This window comes from Velazquezella soli (assembly GCF_977018685.1).
In genome coordinates this window covers 2,443,108-2,463,310 of the sequence record NZ_CDRNXF010000004.1, presented here as the reverse complement: position 1 = coordinate 2,463,310, position 20,203 = coordinate 2,443,108, and the positions used below count along the sequence as shown (strand labels likewise).

Annotated in this window: 19 protein-coding genes and 1 tRNA gene; 13 read left to right on the top strand and 7 right to left on the bottom strand. The window is 59.7% G+C overall.

Annotation, left to right across the window (positions count from 1 at the left end; all coding sequences use genetic code 11):
* Nucleotides 1-4: 4 nt before the first annotated feature.
* From trmFO to AC0JZ8_RS15485, 3 genes are all read right to left on the bottom strand, one after another.
* Nucleotides 5-1,426 carry a methylenetetrahydrofolate--tRNA-(uracil(54)-C(5))-methyltransferase (FADH(2)-oxidizing) TrmFO gene (gene trmFO / locus AC0JZ8_RS15495; RefSeq protein WP_471892911.1) on the bottom strand — a complete coding sequence of 474 codons (1,422 nt, stop codon included), beginning with the start codon at nt 1,424-1,426 and terminating at the stop codon, nt 5-7.
* A gap of 165 nt (nt 1,427-1,591) precedes the next feature.
* Nucleotides 1,592-1,735, bottom strand: coding sequence for a DUF1127 domain-containing protein (locus tag AC0JZ8_RS15490; RefSeq protein ID WP_082471896.1), 144 nt, complete (start codon nt 1,733-1,735; stop codon nt 1,592-1,594).
* A gap of 257 nt (nt 1,736-1,992) precedes the next feature.
* Nucleotides 1,993-2,139: a DUF1127 domain-containing protein gene (locus tag AC0JZ8_RS15485; RefSeq protein WP_082471897.1), complete on the bottom strand. Its 147-nt coding sequence runs from the start codon at nt 2,137-2,139 to the stop codon at nt 1,993-1,995.
* 394 nt (nt 2,140-2,533) lie between these two features.
* Between AC0JZ8_RS15485 and AC0JZ8_RS15480 the strand changes: the two genes are divergently transcribed.
* The 3 genes from AC0JZ8_RS15480 to AC0JZ8_RS15470 all read left to right on the top strand — a co-directional run bounded on the left by AC0JZ8_RS15480 (nt 2,534) and on the right by AC0JZ8_RS15470 (nt 6,058).
* Nucleotides 2,534-2,618 (top strand) — tRNA-Leu (locus AC0JZ8_RS15480).
* Between the two features lie 146 nt (nt 2,619-2,764).
* On the top strand, nt 2,765-4,249 hold the full coding sequence (tig, locus tag AC0JZ8_RS15475) for a trigger factor (RefSeq protein ID WP_471892910.1): 1,485 nt from the start codon (nt 2,765-2,767) through the stop codon (nt 4,247-4,249).
* A 186-nt stretch (nt 4,250-4,435) separates the two neighbouring features.
* A complete protein-coding gene (locus AC0JZ8_RS15470; protein ID WP_062457506.1) occupies nt 4,436-6,058 on the top strand; it encodes an ABC-F family ATP-binding cassette domain-containing protein in 1,623 nt (540 codons plus the stop codon).
* Nucleotides 6,059-6,133: 75 nt separating this feature from the next.
* Here the strand turns inward: AC0JZ8_RS15470 and AC0JZ8_RS15465 are convergent, their stop codons facing one another.
* From AC0JZ8_RS15465 to AC0JZ8_RS15455, 3 genes are all read right to left on the bottom strand, one after another.
* The gene (locus tag AC0JZ8_RS15465; RefSeq protein WP_425503226.1) at nt 6,134-6,454 is read right to left on the bottom strand and encodes a hypothetical protein; all 321 of its coding nucleotides are present in this window, start codon (nt 6,452-6,454) and stop codon (nt 6,134-6,136) included.
* A 243-nt stretch (nt 6,455-6,697) separates the two neighbouring features.
* Entirely contained in the window at nt 6,698-7,147 is a 450-nt protein-coding gene (locus AC0JZ8_RS15460) for a GNAT family N-acetyltransferase (protein ID WP_062457504.1), read from the bottom strand.
* Nucleotides 7,148-7,220: 73 nt separating this feature from the next.
* Nucleotides 7,221-8,435, bottom strand: coding sequence for an NADP-dependent isocitrate dehydrogenase (locus AC0JZ8_RS15455; RefSeq protein ID WP_471892909.1), 1,215 nt, complete (start codon nt 8,433-8,435; stop codon nt 7,221-7,223).
* Nucleotides 8,436-8,677: 242 nt separating this feature from the next.
* Here AC0JZ8_RS15455 and AC0JZ8_RS15450 point away from each other — a divergent pair, with 242 nt between their 5' ends.
* From AC0JZ8_RS15450 to rpsD, 6 genes are all read left to right on the top strand, one after another.
* Nucleotides 8,678-9,208, top strand: coding sequence for a hypothetical protein (locus AC0JZ8_RS15450; protein WP_062457497.1), 531 nt, complete (start codon nt 8,678-8,680; stop codon nt 9,206-9,208).
* 81 nt (nt 9,209-9,289) lie between these two features.
* Nucleotides 9,290-10,129 (top strand): RNA methyltransferase, encoded by an 840-nt coding sequence (locus AC0JZ8_RS15445; protein ID WP_325260828.1) that lies wholly within the window; start codon nt 9,290-9,292, stop codon nt 10,127-10,129.
* Entirely contained in the window at nt 10,113-10,910 is a 798-nt protein-coding gene (gene murI / locus AC0JZ8_RS15440; protein ID WP_325260826.1) for a glutamate racemase, read from the top strand. Before AC0JZ8_RS15445 ends, murI begins: the two co-directional genes overlap by 17 nt.
* A gap of 61 nt (nt 10,911-10,971) precedes the next feature.
* The gene (locus AC0JZ8_RS15435; RefSeq protein WP_430243681.1) at nt 10,972-11,610 is read left to right on the top strand and encodes a LysE family translocator; all 639 of its coding nucleotides are present in this window, start codon (nt 10,972-10,974) and stop codon (nt 11,608-11,610) included.
* 112 nt (nt 11,611-11,722) lie between these two features.
* Nucleotides 11,723-13,246, top strand: a complete 1,524-nt coding sequence (locus AC0JZ8_RS15430) for a helicase HerA domain-containing protein (RefSeq protein WP_471892908.1) — start codon at nt 11,723-11,725, stop codon at nt 13,244-13,246.
* Between the two features lie 223 nt (nt 13,247-13,469).
* Nucleotides 13,470-14,087, top strand: a complete 618-nt coding sequence (gene rpsD, locus AC0JZ8_RS15425) for a 30S ribosomal protein S4 (protein WP_062457482.1) — start codon at nt 13,470-13,472, stop codon at nt 14,085-14,087.
* 123 nt (nt 14,088-14,210) lie between these two features.
* On the opposite strand, the gene sthA is transcribed toward rpsD, so the two are convergent.
* Nucleotides 14,211-15,710, bottom strand: a complete 1,500-nt coding sequence (gene sthA / locus AC0JZ8_RS15420; RefSeq protein ID WP_062580367.1) for a Si-specific NAD(P)(+) transhydrogenase — start codon at nt 15,708-15,710, stop codon at nt 14,211-14,213.
* A gap of 235 nt (nt 15,711-15,945) precedes the next feature.
* On the opposite strand from sthA, the gene AC0JZ8_RS15415 reads away from it, so the two are divergent.
* The 4 genes from AC0JZ8_RS15415 (at nt 15,946) to AC0JZ8_RS15400 (ending at nt 20,181) form a co-directional block, all read left to right on the top strand.
* Nucleotides 15,946-16,713, top strand: a complete 768-nt coding sequence (locus AC0JZ8_RS15415; protein WP_471892907.1) for a FadR/GntR family transcriptional regulator — start codon at nt 15,946-15,948, stop codon at nt 16,711-16,713.
* A 78-nt stretch (nt 16,714-16,791) separates the two neighbouring features.
* Nucleotides 16,792-18,300, top strand: coding sequence for an ABC transporter substrate-binding protein (locus AC0JZ8_RS15410; RefSeq protein ID WP_471892906.1), 1,509 nt, complete (start codon nt 16,792-16,794; stop codon nt 18,298-18,300).
* A 64-nt stretch (nt 18,301-18,364) separates the two neighbouring features.
* The gene (locus tag AC0JZ8_RS15405) at nt 18,365-19,312 is read left to right on the top strand and encodes an ABC transporter permease (RefSeq protein WP_092662136.1); all 948 of its coding nucleotides are present in this window, start codon (nt 18,365-18,367) and stop codon (nt 19,310-19,312) included.
* Entirely contained in the window at nt 19,309-20,181 is an 873-nt protein-coding gene (locus AC0JZ8_RS15400) for an ABC transporter permease (protein WP_162728346.1), read from the top strand. The genes AC0JZ8_RS15405 and AC0JZ8_RS15400 overlap by 4 nt, the downstream gene beginning before the upstream one ends.
* The last annotated feature ends 22 nt before the right edge of the window (nt 20,182-20,203 follow it).

The window sequence follows — 20,203 nt, the reverse complement described above, 5'->3', positions numbered from 1 at the left end:
GCCTTTAAGCGATACCCAGCCACTCACGGCAGTCCTTCAGCGCGCGAACCGACATCAACTGCCGTTTCATGATCGTCTTGTCCTTGCCGCGAAAGCGTTTGACGCCTTCGGGTTTGACGATCGAGCCGGGAGCAAGATCCGGGAACAGGCCGAAATTGACATTCATCGGCTGGAAGGACCGTTTGCCGGGCTCTTCGTCGTGGACCAGATGCCCCCCGGTGATATGCCCAAGCAGAGAACCGAAGGCCGTTGTCGCCGGCGGCGGGACGATTTCTTCGCCCTTGCGCTCGGCAGCCGCAAAACGACCAGCCAGAAGACCGATTGCCGAACTCTCCACATAGCCCTCGCAGCCGGTGATCTGACCGGCGAATTGCAGGCCCGGCCGGCTCTTCAAAGTCAGCGAGTGATCGAGCAGCATCGGTGACTGGATATAGGTGTTGCGATGCAGGCCGCCGAGCCGTGCGAATTCCGCGTTCTGCAGCCCCGGGATCATCCGGAAGATCTCGGCCTGCGCGCCATACTTCAGCTTGGTCTGGAACCCGACCATATTGTAGAGCGTGCCAAGTGCATTGTCCTGCCGCAGTTGGACGACGGCATAGGCCTTGACGGTCGGATTGTGTGAATTGGTAAGCCCCATCGGCTTCATCGGACCGTGGCGCAGCGTTTCGCGCCCACGCTCCGCCATGACCTCGATCGGCAGGCAGCCATCGAAATAGGGCGTGCCTTCCCATTCCTTGAAGCCGACCGTATCGCCCGCAATCAGTGCATCGAGAAAGGCATTGTACTGCGCTTCGTCGAGCGGGCAGTTGATGTAATCCTTGCCTGTGCCGCCGGGCCCGACCTTGTCGTAGCGCGACTGGTACCAGCAGATATCCATATCGATCGATTCGCGGTGGACGATCGGCGCGATCGCGTCGAAGAAGGCGAGCTGGTCCTCTCCGGTCTCGGCCTGGATCGACTTTGCGAGATCGGGCGACGTCAGAGGACCGGTCGCGACGACGGCCAAGTCCCATTCCGCCGGCGGTAGACCGTGAATTTCCTCTCGCACGACGGTGATCAGCGGATGGTTTTCGATCGCCTGCGTGACTGCATGAGAGAAACCGTCGCGGTCGACCGCAAGTGCGCCGCCGGCCGGGACCTGATTTTTGTCGGCGCAGGCCATGATCAAAGAGCCGGCCAGCCTCATTTCTGCATGGATGACGCCGACGGCGTTGGCCGTCGCATCATCGGAGCGGAAAGAGTTCGAGCAGACGAGCTCGGCGAGACCGTCCGTGCGGTGGGCATCGGTGCCGCGCACGCCGCGCATCTCGTGGAGAATGACGGGGATGCCGGCCTCAGCGATCTGCCAGGATGCTTCGGAGCCGGCAAGGCCGCCACCGACGACGTGGATTGGGGCAGGGGTAGACGAATTCGATATAGTGCTCATGTCCGGCTCATTATCACGGCATTCGAACGGCCGGAATCAAAAAGGCACCTAAAAAGGTGCCTCTGATCATTCCTTGGGTGTCTCTTTGATCTTTTCGGATCATTGCGACTATCGTTCTCTCGCCATCGCGACATCATATCGCGCTGGTCCATCACAATGGATGGATTAACGGAAGGAACGAGCGGCGATGCCGCGGATGTCGTAGCGGGTCAGACCAATGTCGTTGAGCGCCTGGTTGGAAAGGCTGCCGAGTTCATTGATCGTACGGCGGTAGCTGATCCAGTTCTTAGCGATGCGGATCGGGTTCATTTGGTGTTTCCTCAATCATCTTTTTCCCAGTGATCTATCGTCACCGGCGATGAGCTTCATATAGGTGAGACGCGCGGAAAGGTGCAGTGCAAAAAATGTGCGACTGCCATGCGTTTGTGCAATGAGTTGATGCTTTTTGCAGCTTCGTACGAAAAAGCAGCAGCAGCCGTTTCGCTGCGTGAAGCACTATGCACAAACGAAAAACGCCTTCCGAAGGAGGCGCTTTTAACGGTAGACCGTTGGTCGTTCTTTAGATTTTAGAAGCCGACTGCCGTGCGTGCAACGCGACGGATGTCGGAGCGGCCAATACCGAGGTCAGAGAGTTCGCGGTCCGACATGCGGCCGAGTTCCGAAACCGTTTCGCGGTACTTGCGCCAGTCGTTCAGCTTCTTTGCGATTTTCATGGTCGTTTCCTTCGTTGGTCAATGCCGGCTAATTGCTTCCGGCTGCGTTGCTAATCGTTTTAAATGCTGCGCTGCGAAGGAAAAAGCGCGCATTTCGTATGCCACCTATGCATCTGTTGCATTGCATGCAGAAGGATCGTGCGGAAACTAGCTGTATCTGACCATAATTTGATCAGGCGCTGAATTTTACGTCTATTACACCCACAATGAAGGTGCGTCGGGCCGTTTCTGTCCTGCTCACCAGCTCCACCCGAGGCGAACGCAGTCTCGCTTCTGATCATCATCAAACAGGCGTCACAAACCTTCATTTTTCCTTTGCGTGTAGGAAAACGGGTGTTATAGAGACGCGCGCTCCGGAAGGCCTCTGGCCGCTAGAGTTTCGATGCCTAGGGGCGCGGGTATGGTGAAATTGGTAGACACGCCAGATTTAGGTTCTGGTGCCGCAAGGCGTGGGAGTTCAAGTCTCTCTACCCGCACCAGGATCGCTGGACGCGCTGTTCGCCGGTAACGGCAGGACGCGCTGCTTATGAAAGCCGCGGCTGGTCACTTTTTAGTTCCGGTGGTGTGCTCACGAAAAACACGAACGGCTGTATGGGCGCCGCCGCCACGATAAGAAGGTATAAAAATGCAGGTTACCGAAACGCTCGCTGAAGGGCTGAAGCGCGAAATCAAGGTCGTTATCCCTAAGCAGGATATGGAAGCCGAGCTCAACGTTCGTCTGGCCGATGCCAAGGACAAGGTTCGCATCAACGGATTCCGTCCGGGCAAGGTGCCGCTTTCACACCTCAAGAAAACCTATGGCAAGTCGATCATGGCTGATCTCGTCAACGAGATCGTCCGTGAACGCCCCACCAAGATTCTCTCCGAGCGCGGCGAGAAGTCGGCAACGCAGCCTTCGGTATCGATGACCGAAGACGAGGCGGAAGCCGAAAAGATCCTCAATGCACAGGCTGATTTCGAATTCACCCTGACCTATGAAGTGATCCCGCCGATCGAGCTGAAGTCGACTGACGGTATCACCGTCGAGCGCGAAGTCGTTGAAGTGTCGGAAGACGAAGTCAACGAGCAGATCCTCAAGATCGCCGAGAGCGCCCGCACGTTCGAGACAAAGGATGGCGTTGCCGCTGAAGGCGATCGCGTCACCATGAACTACCTCGGCAAGGTCGATGGCGAAGCCTTCGATGGCGGCACTGCTGAAGACGCAGAACTGGTCATCGGTTCGGGTCGCTTCATCCCGGGCTTCGAAGACCAGCTGGTCGGCGTCAAGTCGGGCGACGAAAAGCAGATCACCGTGACCTTCCCGTCCGAATATCCGGCTCCGAACCTGGCTGGCAAGGACGCGACCTTCGACATCACCGTCAAGGACATCGCTGCTCCGGCTGCCGTCGAGATCAACGACGAACTTGCTTCGACGCTTGGCATCGAATCGGTCGATCGTCTGAAGGAAATCGTCCGCGGCCAGATCGAAAGCCAGTACGGCAACGTCACGCGTCAGAAGGTCAAGCGTCAGATCCTCGACCAGCTCGACGAGATGTACAAGTTCGATGCGCCGCAGGGCCTTGTTGACGCCGAGTTCGAAAACATCTGGCGCCAGATCAACACCGATCTGCAGCAGTCGGGCAAGACTTTCGAAGACGAAGAAACTACTGAGGAAGAAGCACGCGAAGAATATCGCAAGCTGGCCGAACGTCGCGTCCGTCTCGGCCTGGTTCTCTCCGAAATCGGCGAAAAGGCCGGCGTCGAAGTAACCGAGGAAGAAATGCAGCGTGCGCTTTATGCTCAGCTGCAGCAGTTCCCGGGCCAGCAGAAGGAAATCCTCGATTTCTTCCGTAACACGCCAGGCGCTTCCGCTTCGCTGCGTGCCCCGATCTTTGAAGAAAAGGTCGTCGACCATCTCCTGTCCGAGGTCAAGGTCACCGACAAGACCGTGACGAAGGAAGAGCTGCTCGCCGAAGAAGAAGGCGAAGACGCCGACAAGCCTGCCAAGAAGAAGGCCTCGCCGAAGAAGGCAAAGGCTGAAGCTTCAGACGCTGCAGAAGGCGAAGAAGCTGCTGCTCCGAAGAAGAAGGCAGCACCGAAGAAGAAGGCCGCTGAAGACAGCGCTGAGTAATCTTCTCGAATACGAATTGACGAAGGGCCGGGCAGGAAACTGCTCGGCCTTTTGCGTTGTGTTGCATCACGGCTGCTTGCGAAATCAACATGAATGCATCCGGCCGGCGGCATCCTGAAACCCCAAGACATCCGGCCCATCCCGTGACATAAGGCACGCCGAACGCGTCCTCACTTTCCGGCAGCCATGATCCGCATCGAGAATATCAGCAAGTCCAACAGTTCCCGCATTCTCTACATTGAGACCTCTGCGGCCCTGAACCGCGGCGAAAAGATCGGTTTGGTCGGTCCGAACGGGGCGGGCAAGACGACTCTGTTCCGGATGATCACCGGCCAGGAGCTGCCCGATGAGGGACAGGTCACGGTCGAGAAGCATGTGACGATCGGCTATTTCAATCAGGACGTCGGAGAAATGTCGGGCGTCAGCGCCGTCACCGAGGTGATGGACGGGGCAGGGCCAGTCAGCAGCGTTGCCGCCGAACTGCGCTCGCTCGAAGCCGCGATGGTCGATCCCGACCGGATGGACGAGATGGATGCCATCATCGATCGCTATGGCGAGGTACAGGCGCGTTACGAGGAGCTGGACGGCTATGGGCTGGAGAGCCGCGCCCGCGAGGTTCTGGCAGGTCTCTCCTTCAGCGAAGAGATGATGGACGGCGACGTCGGCAAACTGTCCGGCGGCTGGAAGATGCGCGTGGCGCTTGCCCGCATCCTCTTGATGCGCCCGGACGTCATGCTGCTGGACGAACCGTCCAACCACCTGGATCTCGAAAGCCTGATCTGGCTTGAGGAGTTCCTCAAGAACTACGACGGCGCCTTGCTGATGACCTCGCATGACCGTGAGTTCATGAACCGGATCGTCAACAAGATCATCGAGATCGATGCCGGATCGCTCAACACCTATGCCGGCGATTACGGCTTTTACGAACAGCAGCGGGCGCAGAACGAGAAGCAGCAGCTGGCCCAGTTCGAGCGGCAGCAGGCGATGCTGGCCAAAGAGATCAAGTTCATCGAGCGCTTCAAGGCGCGCGCGTCGCACGCAGCCCAGGTGCAGAGCCGGGTGAAGAAGCTCGACAAGATCGAGCGGGTGGAACCGCCGCGTCGCCGCCAGACGGTCGCCTTCGAATTTCAGCAGGCACCGCGTTCCGGTGAGGATGTTGCAAACCTCAAGGGTGTCCACAAGGCCTATGGCAGCCGTGTGATCTATGACGGACTGGATTTCATGATCCGCCGCAAGGAACGCTGGTGCATCATGGGGATCAACGGCGCCGGCAAATCGACGCTTCTCAAGCTGATCGCCGGTTCGGCGGCGCCCGACGTCGGATCCGTCGCGATCGGCGCCAGTGTCAAGATGGGCTATTTTGCCCAGCATGCCATGGATGTGCTGGATGGCGAGCAGACCGTGTTCGAATGGCTGGAGTCCGAGTTCCCACGGGCCGGGCAGGGCGCGCTTCGAACCCTTGCCGGATGCTTCGGCTTTTCAGGCGATGACGTGGAGAAGCGATGCCGCGTTCTGTCCGGCGGAGAGAAAGCCCGGCTCGTCATGGCGGCCATGCTGTTTGATCCGCCGAATTTCCTGGTGCTGGACGAGCCCACCAACCACTTGGATCTCGATACCAAGGAAATGCTGATCAAGGCGCTCGCCGACTATGACGGCACGATGCTGTTCGTCAGCCATGACCGGCATTTTCTGGCCGAGCTGTCCAACCGGGTGTTGGAAGTGACCGCGGACGGCGTTCATCGTTTCGATGGCGGCTACACGGAATATGTCGAACGCACGGGTTACGAGGCACCGGGTCTCGCAAGCTGATCCTGGACCAACCGACGCATCGTGAGGAGTCACAGTGAGCAGCCTACATCACCGGGTGGTGATGTAGGCACGGTGTCACTCGTGGATCGTGTAGGATCCCATCTTGCAGAGATCCTGCGAGTCTTCGAGGTCCTCGAGGCCTGAATCCTCGGTGAACTCGAAGCGCAGATCGTATTTGCAGACCCTGCGACCGTCAGCGATGGTGATCTCGATACTCTCGCCGGGCTCGAGAACATCCTTGCCGAACACATCTTCTTCCCAGTCGTCAACACCGACGGGCGACGTATAGAAACGCTCAAGCGTGCCGCTGGTCTTGTTCTTCAAGGTAAAGACGAGATCCGAGGCGTTGGATGTAGTGGTGCATGCAAAAAGAGCCGCCAGTGCAGCGGCCGCAATAAGTACAGTCTTTCTCACGGTAGTGTCCCTCAACCCAGAATTGGGGTAGGGAACATCTATCATTTCCATAACCGCAGACAACTAGCATGTTGGTTCATCATTAATTGTAGAGTATTGATAAACCGCAACTAATTAAGCCGTGCAGCATTGTCGGTGTCATCGGCGGAACGCGAGGTATCGCTGTGAAACCCGGCAGGAATACTGCTCAAAGTCCGGTTTAAGCCGCCTTGCTGGAAGCGTCTCTCAAAGCGGCTTGCGATACTGGATAAACCCTGGCGCCACAGCGACACGGTCATAGAGACGCCTCGCGGCTGTGTTGTCTTCCTGCGTCAGCCAGTAGAGCCGACCGGCATTCTGGTCGCGCGCGAGCAGTGCCACTTTCTCGATCAGGGCTTCCCCCACGCCGCGTCCACGCTGGCTGCTGTCGACGTAGAGGTCCTGCAGATAGCAGGTCATGTCAGGTAACCAGGTCGAGCGGTGGAAGACGACATGCACGATGCCGACCATCTGCCCGTTCTCGTCGAAAGCGCCAAGTGCCTGCAGGGGCTCGTCATCATGGTGAAAGCGGGACCACGTGATGTCGTACTGTTCTTTCGGCAGTTCCGACTCGTAGAACTCGAGATAGGCTCTGAACAGGGGTTCCCATGCGGCACGGTCGGCAGGCTCAAGCGGGCGGATTGTCGTCACGGGCATCTCCTCGAGCAAAAAACAGAAACGGCGGGGAGTATACCCCGCCGTTTGCCGAATTCTACTGAAGAGATGAGGCTTAGGCAGCCATGGCCGTCTTCAGGTTTTCATCGATCTTGTCGAGGAAGGCAGTCGTGGACAGCCAAGGCTGTTCCGGGCCGATCAGAAGCGCCAGATCCTTGGTCATGTAGCCCTGTTCGACCGTGTCGACGCAGACGGTTTCGAGCGTGGTGGCAAAGGTTGCCAGTTCGGCGTTGTCATCCAGCTTCGCACGGTGCGCGAGGCCACGGGTCCAGGCGAAGATCGAGGCGATCGAGTTCGTCGAGGTTTCCTGGCCCTTCTGGTGCTGGCGGTAGTGGCGCGTTACCGTGCCATGCGCAGCTTCGGCTTCGACCGTGCGGCCATCCGGCGACAAGAGAACCGAGGTCATCAGGCCGAGCGAGCCGAAGCCCTGTGCAACCGTGTCGGACTGGACGTCACCGTCGTAGTTCTTGCACGCCCAGACGTAACCGCCGGACCACTTCAGAGCCGATGCGACCATGTCGTCGATCAGGCGGTGTTCGTAGGTGATGCCGATTTCGGCGAACTTCGCCTTGAATTCGGTCTGGTAGACTTCTTCGAAGATATCCTTGAAGCGACCGTCATAGGCCTTGAGGATGGTGTTCTTGGTCGACAGGTAGACCGGCCACTTGCGCATCAGGCCGTACATCATCGAAGCGCGCGCGAATTCGCGGATCGATTCGTCGAGGTTGTACATCGCCATGGCAACGCCGGCGCCTGGGGCGTCGAACACGTCCTTTTCGATAACCTGGCCGTCTTCACCGACGAACTTGATCGTCAGCTTGCCCTTGCCGGGGAACTTGAAATCGGTCGCCTTGTACTGGTCGCCGAAAGCATGGCGTCCGACAACGATCGGCTTGGTCCAGCCGGGAACGAGGCGCGGCACGTTCTGGCAGATGATCGGCTCGCGGAAGATAACGCCGGCGAGGATGTTGCGGATCGTGCCGTTCGGGCTCTTCCACATCTGCTTGAGATTGAATTCCTTCACGCGGTCTTCGTCCGGCGTGATCGTCGCGCACTTGATGCCGACGCCGTGCTTCTTGATTGCGTGAGCCGCATCGACGGTGACCTGGTCGTTCGTCGCATCACGGTTCTCGACGGAAAGGTCGTAATATTCGATGTCGAGATCGAGATAGGGAAGGATCAGCTTGTCCTTGATGAGCTGCCATATGATACGGGTCATCTCGTCGCCGTCGAGATCGACGACCGGGTTCGCTACCTTGATCTTCTGCATGGACTTCCTCTTGCCGTAATGGGCCGTTTAGGCCTCAAAAATGATCAACGGGGGCGCTATAGCATCGCGGGGAAGAGAACGCAAAGATGGTGCGGTCTGATATGGCGCGATTCGGTTAGAAAATTGGAACATGCGCTCGCCATCATCATACTGCCTGAAATTGGTCCTCAAGATTGAGCATTGCCAAACATCGGGCGCGGCGTAATGTCCGCCAAAACTCATCGCAGCACTGGATCTATGATATGCGGATACTCCCGCTTCTTTCTCTCTTCACCCTGATTTCCACCGGCGTTCTGGCGGCGGATGTGACCGATCCGGTAAAGGCGGTGATGAAGATCACCGAAGACAACTGGAATACGGTTGATAGTGACTGGAAGTCGCTGTTCGATCCCGAGCCGATCCAGCAGAATTTTAGCAAGTCGTTCCAGACTGCCTACTCGGAAGCGTCCAAGCACCCCGCTTACGAAACCGAAAACAATGCCCCCGGCGATCCGTTTGGCTACGACGTCGTCACGAGTTCGCAGGACGGCTGCCCGCTGAAGGACGTCACCATCGTGCCGGCACCGGCGGCAAATGGCGTGTCGGATGTGAAGGTCACGTTCAAGCAGTGGGCCTGCATCGATGATGCGGAAATGAAGGACAGCGTTTCGGAAGTGCATTTCGACGTCATCGAGGAAGACGGCAAGCCGGTCATCAAGGACATCCACCGCGTTGTCGAGAATGAAAGCGATTCGCTCGTCGAAGAGATGCAATCGATCGCCAAGGGCGAGTAGAGGGAAGCAAACCTTCTGAAAGCCTTGCTCTTCATCCATCCGGCGGCTATCTGCCCAGCCTGAAATTGTTGGGATTAAGCGATGTCAGGTACGAATAGCGAGCGCGAGCTCATTGCCGAGGGCCCGGCCATCATTCTGGTGGAACCGCAACTGGGCGAAAACATCGGCATGGTGGCGCGCGCCATGGCCAATTTCGGCTTGGCGGAACTGCGCCTCGTCAGTCCTCGTGATGGTTGGCCGAACGAGAAGGCGAGGTCTGCCGCGTCGAAGGCCGACCACGTCATCGATGGAGCCGTCGTTTTCGAGACGCTGGAAGACGCGACCCGCGACCTGAACTTCGTCTATGCCACGACGGCGCGCGAACGCTACGGCTTCAAGCCCGTTCGGTCACCGGTCTATGCGGCGTCCACATTGCGTGAGAAATTCAAGGCGGGTGAAAAGACCGGCATTCTGTTTGGCCGCGAACGCTGGGGTTTAAGCAACGAAGAGGTGGCGCTCGCCGACGAGATCGTCACCTTCCCGGTCAATCCGGCCTTCGCCTCGCTCAATATCGCCCAGGCGGTTTTGCTGATGTCCTATGACTGGATGAAATCCGGCATGGACGATATCGAGGAAACCCGCTTCCAGCCGATCGAGCAGCGGCCCTCGACGAAGGACCAAGTGTTCGGCATGTTCGAGCAGATTGAGGAAGCGCTCGATGCCCGAGGCTACTTCCATCCGCCTGAGAAGAAGCCGAAGATGATCGACAATCTGCGTGCGGTCCTGTCGCGGCGGAGCTTTTCGGAACAGGAAGTCAGCGTGTTTCGCGGCGTGATCAAGTCGCTGGATGCCTTTCCTCGTCAGTGGCCACGAAAAACGACGCCGAGGCAGAAGAAGGCCGACGTGACCGGGGAGATCGAAGGCAATGGCGGCGACGAATGACCTGAAGCCAGTGCTGATGTTCGATTCGGGCATCGGTGGACTGACCGTGCTGCGTGAGGCCCGCGTGCTGATGCCGGAGCGCGGCTTCATCTATGTCGCCGACGACGCCGGTTTCCCTTACGGCGGATGGGAGGAGGAGGCGCTGACGGCGCGGATCCTGTCCCAGTTCGAGCGCCTGCTGAACGACTACCAGCCGGAAATCTCCATCATCGCCTGCAATACAGCGTTCACGCTGGCGGGCGCAGCCCTTCGTGAGCGCTTCCCCGAGATGACCTTCGTCGGCACCGTGCCGGCGATCAAGCCTGCAGCCGAGCGAACCCGCTCCGGCCTCGTGTCCGTCCTCGCAACTCCCGGCACCGTCAAGCGCGCTTATACGCGTGATCTGATCCAGTCCTTTGCCACGCAGTGTCATGTGAGGCTTGTCGGATCGGAAAATCTGGCCCGCATGGCGGAAGCCTATATCCGCGGCGAGAACCTGTCGGACGACGCTGTCCTAGCCGAAATCATGCCCTGCTTCGTCGAGAAGGACGGCCGCAAGACCGATATCGTCGTTCTCGCCTGTACGCATTATCCCTTCATGGCGAACCTGTTCCGCCGCCTGGCGCCCTGGCCGGTCGACTGGCTCGATCCGGCCGAGGCGATCGCCCGACAGGCCCGGCGCAAGGTGCCGCTTCTGGATGGTGTGCAACACCCCGGCGAGTTCGACTTCGCGGTGTTCACGTCGGGCAATCCGGATTTTGCCACGCAGCGTCTGATGCAAGGGTTTGGTTTGCGGGTCTAGCCCTCTTGTCATCGGCTGAATTCGATGGCTTGCTCGGCCTACCGGATCAGGAGCAGACACGATGTCGATTGAAAACTGGCTGGCCTTCGTCGCCGCATCCGCCATTCTTCTGGCCATTCCCGGACCGACGATCCTGCTCGTCATCTCCTATGCGATGACGCACGGGCGAAAGGTTGCGAATGCGACCGTCGTCGGCGTGGCACTTGGCGACTTCACGGCAATGACCGCCTCGATGCTGGGGCTGGGCGCCTTGCTCGCCACATCGGCGATGCTGTTCACGATCCTCAAATGGGTTGGCGCTGCCTATCTGATCTATCTCGGCATCAAGCTGTGGCGCGCACCCGTCATGGATCCAGAGGTCGCAGCCGGGGAGGCGGAGTTGCCGCAAGCCAGACCGCTGCGCATCCTGCTGCACACCTACGTGGTTACCGCGCTCAACCCGAAAGGCATCGTGTTCTTCGTTGCCTTCCTGCCGCAGTTTCTCGACCTGTCGAAACCGCTGTTCTTCCAGATGGCTGTTTTCGAGGTGACGTTCCTGGTTCTGGCGACGATCAATGCCACGCTTTACGGGCTTCTCGCCTCCTTGGCCCGCAACCAGATCCGCAGGCCAAGGGTGCAAAAAATCGTCAACCGGACCGGCGGATCGCTGATGATCGGGGCAGGGCTTCTGTCGCTGGGTTTCAAGCGCGCGGCGGCTTGACCGCAAAGCCTGTGCATTTCCTCTCTTGCACGGCGAAACGAATCCCTTTCTCTGTTAGTGAGAATGTTTGGGCGGTCTTTGACCGCGTGTAGACGGCATACGAGGTAAGGCATTGCAGGTCGGCATCGATATGGGAACTCTGACCGGGGGTGATCCGGCCAAGCTCGATATCGAGGAGCTTCTGGCAACGCGTCTCCTCGTCCAGGGCAATTCCGGCTCCGGGAAATCGCATCTTCTGCGGCGGCTGCTGGAACAGTCAGCGCCGTGGGTCCAGCAGGTCGTGATCGATCCGGAAGGTGATTTCGTCACGCTGGCCGACAAATACGGTCATGTCGTCGTCGATGGCGAGCGCACCGAAGCCGAACTCGCGGGCATTGCCAACCGTATCCGCAAGAACCGCGTGTCCTGCGTCCTCACGCTCGAGGGGCTTGATCTCGAAGAGCAGATGCGTGCCGCCGCCGCCTTTTTGAACGGCCTGTTCGATGCCGATCGCGACTACTGGTATCCGGTTCTGGTCGTGGTCGACGAAGCCCAGATGTTTGCGCCATCCGTCGGGGGCGACGTCTCCGAAGATGCCCGCAAGATGTCGCTCGGGGCGATGACCAACCTGATGTGCCGTGGCCGTAAGCGCGGGCTGGCCGGCGTCATTGCCACGCAGCGCCTGGCAAAGCTTGCCAAGAACGTCGCAGCCGAGGCCTCCAACTTCCTCATGGGTCGCACGTTTCTTGATATCGACATGGCCCGCGCCGCTGACCTGCTCGGCATGGATCGGCGTCAGGCGGAAATGTTCCGCGATCTGAAGCGCGGCAACTTCGTCGCGCTCGGTCCGGCTCTGTCGCGTCGGCCTCTGCCGATCATCATCGGCAATGTCGAGACATCGGCCCGTTCGTCCAGCCCAAAGCTGATGCCGCTGCCGGACGCGCATCTGGATGTCGAAGGTCTCATCTTCACGCCGGATCCAGAAGAATTCACCCGGCCTTTGACGGCGAACCGCCGCCAGGTGCCGGCGCCACGGCCGACCACCGATATTCTGGCGGAACTCTCGCGCTCGACGCCTGCTTCCCTTCAGCCGGCTGCCGCCGAGCCGCGGACGCCGGTGCCCGTGCTTACGGTCGAGGAGCGTGAGGATCGGCTGATGGCGGTCATGGCCGAGATCCTCGACGATCCGCAATCGGCCTATCGGACGGACGCGGTTCTCTATCAGGACTTCCTCGTTCGCGCCCGCATGCGTCGTCTGCCGGGCCCGCCGCTGTCGCTCAGCGACTTCCGTCGCCGCACGGCGATTGCCCGTTCCGGGGTCGATGCTGCGATGGCCTCGAGCGAAGCCTGGACGACGGTGCTGTCCATGTCGAACAGTGTTTCGGATGAGCTTCAGGGCGTGTTTCTGATGATGGCAAAGGCGGCGCTCGGCGGCGAACCATGCCCGTCCGATGCACGGATTGCCCGCGCCTACGGCACGCACTCCGCGCGCCGCGCACGCCGTTTGCTGGGCTACTTTGAAGAGCAGGGGCTGGTTGTGGTCCATTCCGACTTCACCGGCAAGCGCATCGTCGCGTTTCCGGAGCTGCAGGCGGAAACGGCGCCCGGCAGTGCCGAAGCGCCTGATGAGGGCGATCTCAAGATTGCTGCGGAATAAGCCCGCAGCGACCCGGCTGCTGTTGACATTTTGATGACAGCCGCCTAAAGACCCGCCAACGCCCGGTGGCAACACCGGGTGTTTCAACGACATGTCCCGTGGCACTCTCCGAACGCTTTTCGTGAGAAGCCTGTCAGAACCTCTAAATCGAGGTTCAGAGGAGGGCGTGTTTCCTTCATCCGGTTCGGCAACGAACCGGTGTAACTTTCTGAAAGGAAATACGATGAGCAAGCGCGAATCGTCTAAGTACAAAATCGATCGCCGTATGGGCGAAAACATCTGGGGCCGCCCGAAGTCGCCGGTTAACCGCCGCGAATACGGTCCTGGCCAGCACGGTCAGCGCCGCAAGGGCAAGCTTTCCGACTTCGGTGTGCAGCTGCGCGCCAAGCAGAAGCTGAAGGGCTACTACGGCGACATCCGCGAGAAGCAGTTCCGCGCGATCTATGAAGAAGCCAACCGCCGCAAGGGCGACACCGGCGAAAACTTGATCGGCCTGCTGGAATCGCGTCTGGACGCCATCGTCTACCGCGCAAAGTTCGTCCCGACGGTTTTCGCTGCTCGTCAGTTCGTCAACCACGGCCACGTCACGGTCAATGGCGTCAAGGTCAACATCGGTTCGTACCGCTGCAAGGCTGGCGACGTTGTCGAAGTTCGCCAGAAGTCGAAGCAGATGGTCACCGTTCTGGAAGCCGTTTCGCTCGCAGAACGCGACGTTCCTGACTACATCGAAGTCGATCACAACAAGATGGTTGCCACCTTCGCTCGCATCCCGAGCCTGGCCGATGTACCCTACGCGGTCATCATGGAACCGTCGCTGGTCGTCGAATTCTACTCGCGTTAACAGCGACACCATTTCAGACAAATGGCCCCGAGAGGGGCCGTTTTTGTATCTGGTGTCATGTCGAACCCACAAAAAAAGCCGCTCCTTTCGGGGCGGCTTTTTGCTTGTCTCTTACAGTCATTCTTACCTGGAAGAGGTTTTCTTCTTTTCCGCCGTAACAGACGTCTCGACAGTAGTCGACGTGTTGGTGTCCGTCAGCTGGACCGTCTCGTGTTGTGCATCGCCCTTCGGCAGCTCGCCCATCCGGTTCCAGGCATCAAGGCCGGCGATCTTGTAGGCTTCGGCAAGCGTCGGGTAGTTGAAGGTGTTCTCGACGAAATATTCGACGGTACCCTTCAGGTTGAGAACCGCCTGGCCGATATGCACGAGTTCGGTGGCGTTTTCGCCGATGATGTGCACGCCGAGAAGGCGGCGCGTCTTCAATGAGAAGATCAGCTTCAACATGCCGTGGTCGAGGCCCATGATGTGGCCGCGCGAAGTCTCGCGGAAACGGGCGATACCGCATTCGTAGGGAATGCCGCGCTCCTTCATTTCCTCTTCCGTCAGGCCGCAGGTCGAAATCTCCGGCACGGCGTAGATCCCGTAGGGAAAATACTTCGGTGGCTCCTTGGCAATTGCGCCGACGGCGACGCGAGCGGCGATTCGACCCTGTTCCATCGATGTCGAGGCAAGGCTCGGAAAGCCGATGACATCGCCCGCGGCATAGATGCCGGGGACGGAGGTCTCGAAGGTTTCCGGATTGACCTTCAGACGGCCGCGGTTATCGGCGTCGAGGCCGGCTGCTGCCAGGTTGAGGCTGTCGGTCGCGCCCATGCGGCCGGCGGCAAACAGCACCATGTCGGTGATGATCTTACGGCCGGTATCGATCGTGACCGAGACCTTGCCGTCGGCAAGGTGCTCCACCTTCTCGACCTTCTGGCCGAGCAACAGCTTCATGTTGCGGTCGCGCAGCTGGTAGGTGAAATCCTCGATGATCTCCTTGTCGATGAAGTCGAGCATCGTCGCCTTCGGGTCGATCACCGTAACGGCGGTGTCGAGAGCGGAAAAGATCGTCGCATATTCGATACCGATAACGCCGGCACCGATGACGACCATCGAGCGCGGCAGTTTTTCGATTTCGAGCAGTTCGTCGCTGTCGATGACCGTCTTGCCGTCGAAGGGCATGTAGTCTGGGCGGAACGGGCGCGTGCCGACAGCAAGCAGGATGCTTTTGGCTTTGACCTGAACCGCCTCTCCGTCGTCCTTCAGCACTTCCATCGTATCGGTCGACAGAAAGCTCGCCTTGCCACGAAGGTGCTGGACGCGGTTGCGGGCGAACTGGTGTTCGAGCACCTCGACTTCATGGTCGAGCGTGATCAGCAACCGGCGGCGAAGGTCTTCGGCACTGATCTCTTCCTTGACCCGGTAGGATCGGCCGTAGAACCCGCGCTCGCGCCACCCGGAGAGGTTCAGCGCGGTTTCGCGCAGTGTCTTCGAGGGGATGGTGCCGGTATGCACGGAAACGCCGCCTACCCGTCGTCCCTGCTCGATGACGAGCACTTTCCGGTCGAGCTTGGCGGCTTGAATGGCTGCGCGGCGACCGGCAGGGCCGCTTCCGACAACAATGAGGTCGTACTGGTTCATGGACTGCTCCGCTTCTCGAATCCCGCTGTTACGCTGCAATAGCCTACCTGCGTCGTCTCCTACCAATCTATTCTGAATGTTTGATTGCAGGAAAGGCCGCAAGCGTAGAACGGCTGTCTCGGGTTGCGTATGTTTTGTGCAGAAAAATAGGATGCACAAAAAACGTCTTGACCGTCGCCGGGAAATGTCTTTCATTCGAACCAATCATGAATTGGTCCGGACAATGGTACGTTCAATGCAGACCGAACCCCAAGACAATTCCTACTACGCGTTGGAGAAGCTCCGCGATCTGATCCACTCGGAAAAATTCGGAGCGGAAGGGCGGCTGCCGACGGAGCGGGCGCTTGCTGAAACGCTCAATGTAGGGCGCCGTGCTGTTCGACGGGCGCTTGAGGTGCTCGAGTCGGAGGGGCTGATCTGGCGCCGCCAGGGTGCCGGAACCTTTGTCGGCGAAAAGCCTGACGGCTGGAGCGACCACGTCGACGCGCTGGTTGCCGGTACCGACATCATGGAAATCATGGAGGTTCGCCTTCGCCTGGAGCCACAGCTCGCACAGCTTGCAGCGATGCGTGCAAAGCCTGCCGAAATCGAGCGCATGCGCTACCTGGCAGACAAGACCGGCCAGAGTTCGGATGCGGATTCCAAGGAACTCTGGGATGGATCGCTGCACCGCCAGATCGCGCAAAGTGCCGGCAACAAACTCTTCCTGTCGATCTTCGACGTGGTCAACCGCATCCGTCAGGATGCCGCGTGGCAATCCATTCGCGAGCGTGCGCGCAAGACCGGAACCAATGGCCGCACGTCGTACCAGCAGCATATCGCAATCGTCGACGCCATCGCCGCCCGCGATCCGGGCCGGGCAGGCGAGGCGATGCGCGAGCATCTTCTGATGCACCACGAGCGGCTGATCCGGGCCACCTCGCTCGAGGCCCTCGATGACCATTCGCCGGAAGGCGTGCAGATCGGTATCCGTGACGACGACACGCTCAGCGTTGCGTCCTAGCCATCCCAGACTGCCGGCCACAAAGGCCGGCCAACAAGAACAATGACCGACAAACCTGAATGGACCAGAGGAACAATGATGAAGAAATTTTCCACGCTCACTGCCGCACTGCTCGCCAGCGCGATCATGTCTCTGCCTGCCATGGCGAGCGAATTGCGCATCGGTCTCAATGACGATGCCGACGTTCTCGATCCGGCGCAGTCGCGCACCTTCGTCGGCCGCATCGTCTATACCGCGATGTGCGATAAGCTGGTCGACATCTCGCAGGATATGAAGATCATTCCGCAGCTTGCGACCGAATGGAACTGGTCTGAAGGCGGCACGGTACTCACCATGAAGATCCGCGACGGCGTCAAGTTCCACGACGGCGAAACGCTGGATGCCGCAGCCGTCGTCGCAACGATCGAGCGCAACATGACGCTGCCGGAGTCGCGCCGCAAGAGCGAGCTTTCCTCGGTTGCAAAGGTTGAGGCCAGCGGCCCGCTTGAAGTCAAGTTCACGCTGAAGTCTCCGGACGTGACGCTTCTTGCCCAGCTTTCCGACCGTGCCGGCATGATCGTTGCGCCGAAGGCCGCCAAGGAACTCGGTGCCAATTTCGGCTCGAAGCCGGTCTGCGCCGGTCCGTTCAAGTTTGTCGAGCGCATCCAGCAGGACCGTATCGTGCTCGAGAAGTTCGCCGACTACTGGGACAAGGACCGGATCCTCGTCGACAAGATCACCTATCTGCCAATCCCGGACACGACCGTAAAGCTTGCCAACCTGCGGTCGGGTGACCTCGATATCGCCGAGCGCATCTCGGCGTCCGATGCCGAATCGGTCAAGAGCGACCCGAACCTCACCTATGCCGACGTCATCGGCCCGGGCTACATGGCGATGTATGTCAACCTCGCCAACGGTCCCCGTGCGGACAACCCGCTCGGCAAGGACAAGCGCGTGCGCCAGGCCTTCTCGCTGGCGATCGACCGCGAAGCAATCGGCCAGATCGTCTTTGAAGGCACGTCGCTTGCCGGCAATCAGCCGTTCCCGTCGTCAAGCCCCTGGTTCAACAAGGACCTGCCGGTGCCGGCGCGCGATATCGAAAAGGCCAAGCAGCTGATGAAGGAAGCGGGCCACGAGACGCTCGACATCGAGCTGCAGCATGCCAACAGCACGACCCAGACCCAGATGATGCAGGTCATCCAGTCGATGGTGGCGGAAGCGGGCTTCAACGTCACGCTGAAGGCAACCGAATTCGCGACGCTTCTGTCGGAACAGACGGCCGGCAACTACCAGCTCAGCCGCTCCGACTGGTCCGGCCGTATTGATCCCGATGGCAACCTCCACCAGTTCGTCACCTGCAAGGGCGGCATCAACGACGTGAAGTACTGCAATCCGGAAGTCGACAAGCTCCTGAACGAAGCCCGTACCTCACCGGACGAAACGGTGCGCAAGGAAAAGTATGATGCCGCAGGCGTCATCCTCAACGACGACATGCCGATCATCTACCTCGGCCACCAGCCCTACGCCTATGCCATCTCCAACAAAGTCGAAGGTTTCGTACCGTCGCCCGACGGCATGATGCGCTTCCTCGGCGTCTCCAAGAAGTAATCCGACATCGAATGCCGCGCGGAAGAGATTCCGCGCGGTCACCTGAAATCACGAGGGCGATGCCATGCCTGTCTATATCGGAAAGCGCCTGCTGGTCGCGATCCCGACCCTGCTGATCATCTCGATCTTCGTCTTCTCGCTGCAGAAACTGCTGCCGGGCGACCCCATCCTCGCCATGGCCGGTGAAGAGCGGGATCCAGCGACGATCGAATTCCTGCGCGAAAAGTATCACCTCAACGATCCCATCATTACCCAGTATCTCTCCTGGGTTGGCGGCATTCTGGTCGGCGACTTCGGCGTGTCTCTGCGCACCAATCAGCCGGTGCTGGAACTGATCGGCCAGAAACTGCCCGTCACGATCCAGCTCGCGGTGATGGCCATGATCCTGGCCATGCTGATCGGTATCCCGGCCGGCATTCTGGCGGCGGTCTACAAGAACCGCACGCTCGATTACGTCGCCAATGTCGTCGCGCTGTCTGGCCTCTCGATCCCGAATTTCTGGCTGGGAATCATGCTGATCCTGCTGGTGTCGGTCAATCTTGGCTGGCTGCCGGCATCCGGCTACGAATCGATTTTCGTCGATCCCGTACGCTCGCTCAAAACCATGATCATGCCGGCCTTCGTCCTGTCGACGGCGCTCGCAGCGCAGCTGATGCGCCATACCCGCTCGGCCATGCTCGGCGTCTTGAGCTCCGACTATATCCGCACCGCCCGTGCCAAGGGTCTGTCGCCGCGCGAAGTCATCCTCAGCCATACGTTCCGCAACGCGCTGCTGCCGATCATCACCCTGTCGGCGCTGCTGTTCGGCGAGCTGCTCGGCGGTGCCGTCCTCACGGAGCAGATCTTCACCATCCCGGGCTTTGGCAAGCTGACCGTCGATGCCGTCTTTACCCGCGACTATGCCGTCGTTCAGGGCATCGTCATGTGCACGGCCATCGGCTTTATCGTCATGAACCTCATTGCCGATATTCTCTACGTTCTCCTCAACCCCCGTCTGAGGGCAACGCTATGACCGCTATCGAACAGACTGCACCGATCGCAAAGCCGCGCCAGAAAAGCAGGGCATGGCGCAAGATGCGCGCCAACCGCGGATCGATGGTCGGCATGGTGATCATCGCCTTTTTCGCGATCCTTGCCATTGCCGCGCCGATCCTGCCGATTGCCGACCCGATCGCGACCAGCTGGTCGGCACTGCGCAAGGCACCGTCTGCCGCCCATTGGCTCGGCACCGACGATCTCGGCCGCGATATCCTGTCGCGGATGATCTGGGGCGCCCGTGCCTCGCTGATGGCAGGGGTCGTCTCCGTTGCCATCGCGGTTGCCATCGGCGTGCCGTTCGGACTGCTGTCGGGTTATTTCGGCGGCTGGGTCGATCAGGTCATCCAGCGTGTGACAGAAGCGCTGCTCGCCATGCCGTTCCTGATCACCGCAATCGCGCTTGCCGCCTTCCTCGGCCCGAGCCTCACCAATGCGATGATCGCCATCGGCCTGTCTGCCATGCCGGTCTTCGTGCGGCTGACCCGCGGCCAGGTGCTTGCGGTGAAAACGGAGGACTACGTCGAAGGGGCACGGTCGATCGGTCTCAACCACGTCGACATCATGACCCGCTACATCCTGCCGAACGTGTTTGCCCCGATCATCGTTCAGGCCACCTTGACGGTGGCGACCGCCATCATCGCCGAAGCCAGCCTGTCCTTCCTCGGCCTCGGTCAGCAGGCACCGGCCCCGAGCTGGGGTTCGATGCTGAACACGGCCAAGAACTTTCTGAGCCAGGCACCGTGGATGGCCATGTGGCCAGGGATTGCAATCTTCCTCGTCGTCATCGGCTTCAACCTTCTTGGCGACGGCCTGCGCGATGCACTGGATCCGCGCGAGGCGTAACGCCCGGCGGACAATAGATTTA